This window comes from Streptomyces monashensis (assembly GCF_001866665.1).
Lineage (GTDB): Bacteria > Actinomycetota > Actinomycetes > Streptomycetales > Streptomycetaceae > Streptomyces > Streptomyces monashensis.
Genome location: NZ_MLYO01000099.1, coordinates 1 through 6,042, shown reverse-complemented (window position 1 = coordinate 6,042; position 6,042 = coordinate 1). Strand labels below are relative to the sequence as shown.

Below are 6,042 nucleotides of genomic sequence, written 5' to 3'. Positions count from 1 at the left end.
GGCCTGGATCTCGATGGGGTCGCCCATTGCGGTGGCTGTGCCGTGGGCCTCGACGTAGCCGATGTCGGCGGGGGAGAGTCCGGCGTCGGCGAGGGCGTCGGTGATGACGGTGACCTGGCCGTTCACGCTGGGTGCGGTGAACCCGACCTTGTCCGCGCCGTCGTTGTTGATCGCGCTGCCGCGGATGACGGCGTAGATGCGGTCCCCGGCCTCGACCGCGTCCGACAGCCGCCGCAGCACCACCGCCACCACACCGTTGGCGACGACCGTGCCCGCGCCGTCGGCGTCGAACGCACGGCAGGAGCCGTCCGGGGAGAAGACGAATCCTTCCTGGTGGTAGTAGCCGTACTCCAGGGGGAAGGTGAGAGCGGAGGCGCCGACGAGTGCCACGTCGGACTCCCCGCGCAGCAGGCTCTGCCTGGCCAGGTGCGCGACCACCAGGCCCGTGGAACACGCCGTCTGCACCGTCAGCGCGGGACCGCGCAGATTCAGCTTGTGCGCCACCCTCGTGGACACGAAGTCGGACTTGTTCCCGAGGAGGTCGCGGTAGAAGTCGGAGAGTTCGGTGATCTCGTCGCCGCGGACGCTTCCGCTGTTGTAGCCGCCGAAGCCGGAACCGGCGAAGACGCCGATGCGGCCGGGGTGGGCGCCGGGCAGGATGCCGGCGTTCTCCAGGCCCTGCCAGGCCGTTTCCAGGAAGAGCCGGTGCTGCGGATCCATGTGCTCCGCCTCGGCCGGCGAGTATCCGAAGAACTCGGCGTCGAAGAGATCGGCGTTCTCCACGTAGCCCTTGGCCGGGACGAAGGCGGGATCCTCCAGTACGTTCCTGGGCACCCCGGCGTCCAGCAGCTCCTGGTCGGTGAAGCGGCGGATCGACTCCACACCGCCCCGCAGGTTCGCCCAGAACTCCTCCGCGTCGGTCGCACCCGGCAGGCGCAGGGCCATACCCACGATCGCCACCGCATCCTCGTCGACACGGTCCTTGCCCGAACGCTCCTCGGCCGGCGCCGTCACCGCGGTCACCGCGGGCGTGCTGTCGCCGCGCAGGAACGTGGTCAGCTGCCGCACCGTGGAGTGGCGGAACAGCGTCGAGAGCGGGAACTCGCGGTCCAGGCCGGCGCGGACCAGCTCATGGACCCGCACCGCTGCCAACGACGTTCCGCCCAGATCGAAGAATCCGCTGTCCGGGTCCACGTCGGCCGGCTCCAGCCCCAGTACCTCGGACCAGGCCGCGACCACCGTCTCCCGGACCCGGTCCCCGCCGCAGGCCGGTGCCGCGGGCTCGGGCCCCGACGCCGGCGGTGCGGCCGGGGGCTCGGGCTGCGGCGCGGGCAGTGCGGCCAGGTCCTGTCGGTCGATCACGAGCGAGCCGTCCTCGCGGTAGCGGACCACGTCGCCGGTGCGGTACATCCGTCCCGCACCCGCGAACGGGTCCACCACGAACCGCTCGTCCGTCAGCGCGGCCCGGTCCCAGTACCCCCGCGCGACACCGCGCCCACCGATCCACAACTCACCACGACACCCCCGAGGCACACGCTGTCCGTTGCCGTCCAGCACGTACAGGGTCGTGTTCTCCAGCGGTTCGCCGAGTCGGATCGGACCCGAACCGACTCGCCAGGCCGTGGCCCGGAACGTGGTCTCCGCGGGTCCGTACACCTCGGTGACCGGGCAGTGCCGAAGCAGCCGGTCCGCCAGCGCGCGGTCGAGTTCCTCGCCCTGGGCGATCAGTTCCTTCAGCCCGCCGAGCAGTGCGCGCCCGTCCGCGTCGGACAGCAGCGTCCTCGCGAACGACGGAGTGCAGTGCAGGTGCGTCGGCTCGTAGGGCAGGTACGTCGCCCAGCCGCCCGACGGCTCCTGTGCCACCACGACGCGGCAGCCACGGGTGAGCGCCCGCAGGAGCTCCACGGCGGACATGTCGAACGACGCGCCGGCCACCGACAGCCACGTGTCGCCGGGACCGGCGCCGATCCCGTCCGCGGGTGCCGTGCCGACGTGAGTGAACTGCGCGTGCTCGATCAGCGTGCCCCTGGGACTGCCCGTCGAACCCGAGTCGTGGACGACGCAGGCGAGGTCTTCCGGACGCAGTCCGGATTCCGGGATGCCGGCGCTCTCCGGGACGTCATCGACCGGTACGACAGCGACACCCGACTCCGTGACCGCCTCCACCGCAGTCCCCCTGGTCAGGATGGCCGCGGGTGCGCAGTCCTCGATCAGGTCCGCCAGCCGTGCCTTCGGGTGCTCCGGGTCCAGCGGAACGTACGCACCGCCGGCCATCCAGATCGCCAGCACACCCACGACGAGGTCCGCCGAGCGTGGCATGCAGCCACCGACCCTGGCCTCGGGCTCGACACCGAGTTCGCGCAGCCGCACGGAGACGGTCGCCGCCTTCGCGGCGAGCTGCCGGTAGGTCAGTTCCCGCCCGTCCGACACCAGGGCCACGGCGTCCGGAGTCCGGTGGACCCACTCCAGGATCCGGTCCAGTACGGTGCCCCGCTCGGCCGGATCCGCTGCCACGCTCCCGCCGTGCTGCCGGAACCAGTCCTCTTCCTCCGCGCAGAGCAGGGGCAACCGGCTGACCGGCAGACCCTCGTTGCGGACGAAGGAGTTCAGCAGGGTCTCGAAGTTCGCGACCATGCGTCGTGCGGATTCCCGGTCCAGTACGTGCGACTGGAACTCCAGCTCCCCGCGCAGCCCCTCGGCAGCAGGGGCGAGACTCATCGTCAGCTCGAACTTGGCGGTTCCCGCGACGTTGCCGGTGAAGCAGCCGGCGAGCGGCCGCCACGTGTCGCCGTCCGGCTCCGCCCCCAGGCCGTAGTTGAACACCGCCCGGAACAACGGGTTCTCCTCGCCGTTGCGCTCGGCGCCGACGACCTTGACCACTTCGGACAGCGGCACGTTCTGGTGTTCCAGCACGCCGAGCACGCGGGACTTCATCGCCGACAGCAGACCGGTCACGTTGGGGTCGGCGGAGAGATCACAGCGCAACGGCAGGGTGTTGGCGAGGAAGCCGACGATCCCTGCCGACCCGGACAGCCCCCGCCCGGACCACACCGTGCCGATGCTGAAGTCCCGCTGGTCGCTGTACCGGGCGAGCAGCACCGCGAAGGCGCTGGCCAGCACCGTGTACAGCGTGACCCCGGCATCGGCGGCGAGGCCCTCCAGCTCGCCCCGAAGGGCGTCGGACAGCGTGAATCCGACCGTGCCCGCGCCGGCGTCCAGGTCGCTCCGGGGCAGTTCCAGACGTGGCACCCCGGCCAGTTCGCGCCGGAAGAAGTCGAGCCCCGCCTCGAAGGCTCCCTGCTCGACGGAGTCCCGCTCCCAGGCGGCGTAGTCGCCGAGGTGGACGATCGACTCGCTCCCGCTGTCGGGAACGAGGCCCGCGCGGAACTCCTCGTACGCGGCGAACAGTTCATGCAGCATCGTGACCAGCGACCAGGCGTCGATGATCGCGTGGTGCAGGGTGAAGCAGACCACCTGCTCCTTCGCGCCGGTCAGCACCAGACAGCGGAACAGCACGGGGGCGGACAGGTCGAAGGGCGTCTCGGACTCGACCCGGATCCGGTCGGCCTGCTCCTCGGTGCCGGCCACCTCATCGAAGCGCAGCGGGGTGTCGAACTCCTCGTGCACCACCTGGACCAGCTCACCCTCGCGGCTCTCCAGGCCCGTGCGCAGCGCCTCGTGCCGCCGCACCACGAACTCGACGGCGGAGGCGAACGCCGCGCGGTCCAGCGGTCCGGCGACCCGGACCGGCATCGTCACGTTGTATTCGGCGGTGCCAGGGCGCATCCGTTCCAGGAACCACAGCCTGCGCTGCCCCTCGGTCGCCGGATGGACACCGCGTCGCTCCACGCGTTCCACGCGACGCGCACGCCCCGTGTCGTCCCCCCGCTCTCCTATGCAGCCGCTGAGGAACTCGGCCAGGCCGGCGGGCGTCGGGTGATCGAAGACGGCCGTCGCGGGCAGCGGCAGCCCGGTCTCGGCGGACAGCCGTCGACGCAGTTCCACGGCCATCAGCGAGTCCAGCCCGAGCTCGGTGAACTGCGCCGTGGGGTCGATCTCGTCAAGGACGCCCAACGCCACGGCCGCCTCACGCCGCACGAGGTCTGTCAGGGCTCGCGTTCGCCGCGGCTCCGGCAGATCGCGCCAGCCGGCGTCGCCGCCGTTCGTGCGGGTGTCCGCCAGCCTCCGCATCCGGGTCCTGCCACGCAGCAGCGGCGAGCGGGTGTCCTCGGCTCCGGACAGATCGATCCGCACGGGAACAAGATGCGCTCGTCGGCCGGCCAGCGCGGTGTCAAGGGCCCCCAGCGCCTGCACACCGGTCAGTGCGGTCACTCCCTGCCTGCGCATCCTCGCCAGTTCCGCCTGGCCGAGGTGCGCGGTCAGCCCCCTGCCCGCCTGCTCCCACAGTCCCCAGGACAGGCTCAGCCCGGGGAGTCCCTGCCTTCGTCGCTCGAGCACGACCGCGTCCGCGAACGCGTTCGCCGCCCCGTAGACACTCTGCCCGGCGCTTCCGAGCACGCCCGCGGCGGACGAGAACACCACGAACCAGGTCAGTGGACGGCCGGCGGTCAGCTCGTGCAGCCACCACGCGGCGCGTGCCTTGGGCGCCCAGACCCGTTCCAGCCGCTCCGGGGTCTGGTCCGTGAACAGCCCGTCGTCGAGCACGCCGGCCAGATGCCACACCCCGCTGAGATCCGCGATCGACCCCACGAGTCCGGCCACCTGCTCGCGGCTGGTGACATCACAGGCGACCACGCGCACACGGTCGGCCCCGGCGGCGGTCAGTTCGGCGACCAGTTCGGCGCAACCGTCCGCCGCGTCACCCCGGCGGGAGGCCAGTACCAGCTTGCGCACTCCCCATTCGCTCACCAGGTGCAGTGCGACCTGCCGCCCCAGTTCACCGGTACCGCCGGTGATCAGCACCGTGCCCCGCGCTCGCTCCGCACCGCGGGTGTCGGCGGCGGACGCCGGGCCACCCTCCACGGACGCCGTGTCGCGCGGGGAGAACCGGACCAGCCGGGGAACCCGTATCGCACCGCCGCGGACCACCAGCTCCGGCTCGGTAACGGCCAGCGACGCCCGCACCCTGTCAGCATCGGCGTCACTGTCCACGTCCACCAGCCGCACCGGATGCCCCTCGGCGCGCGCCCCGCGCAGCAGCCCCCACAGGGGCGCCGAGGCGAGGTCGACGGCCTCGCCCTCGTCCACGGACACCGCCCGGCGGGTCACCCAGACCAGTTCGGTGCCGGCCAGCCGAGGATCGGCCAGCATGTCACGTGCACGGATCAGCGCCGCCGCGGTGCATTCCTCCGGGGTGCCGGAGGTTTCCGTGGCGTCCACCACGATGCGGGAGGGAACCGGTCCGGATTCCGCGTCCAGTGTGGGCAGTGCGAGCCTGGCCGCGAGGGGGCCGGCGGTGATCACGGTGTCCGTCAGCTCGGCGGCGGGCGACGTGCACTCCTGGAACTCCACCCGGTACAGGTGTCGTTCCGACGCCGTCCGCAGGCCTTCGGCGTCGGCCTCCCGCAGACGGAGGTTCGCGGTGACGACCGGGTCCCCGTTCTCGTCCGTCACCCACAGCTCGGCCTGCTCGCGCGTGCTGTCGAGGCGCACGCGCACCCGCACGACCGACGCCCCGGTCGCGTACAGCCGGGCGTCGTTCCACTCGAACGGCAGCAGGACCCGCTTCCCGCGCTCCGGGCCGGCGCCACGGTACTGAGCCGGGTCGTGGTCTCGCGTCTCGTCGTCGGCCTCCTCGGCGGCGAGGATGGTATGGAGCGCGGCGTCCAGGAGGGCGGGGTGGATCCCGAACCCTTCGGGCCGCAGGCTCTCCGGAAGGCGAAGGACGGCGTAGAGCTCGTCGCCCTGTCGCCACAGGGTACTGAGGCCCTGGAACGCGGGTCCGTAGTCGAGTCCGCGCTCGCGGAAGCGCTCGTAGTACCCGTCCAGGCACACGGGTTCCGCGTACTCGACCGCCGCCGCCCAGTCGATCGACTCGGGATCGCGGGCGGATGTGTGGTGGGTGAGCTGGGCGGTGGCGTG

The 6,042-nt window shown here is 71.9% G+C and carries 1 protein-coding gene; it reads right to left on the bottom strand.

Annotated elements, in window-relative coordinates:
* Positions 1-6,042: SDR family NAD(P)-dependent oxidoreductase (locus BIV23_RS41710; RefSeq protein WP_143079233.1), on the bottom strand; the 6,042-nt coding region annotated here is incomplete at both ends.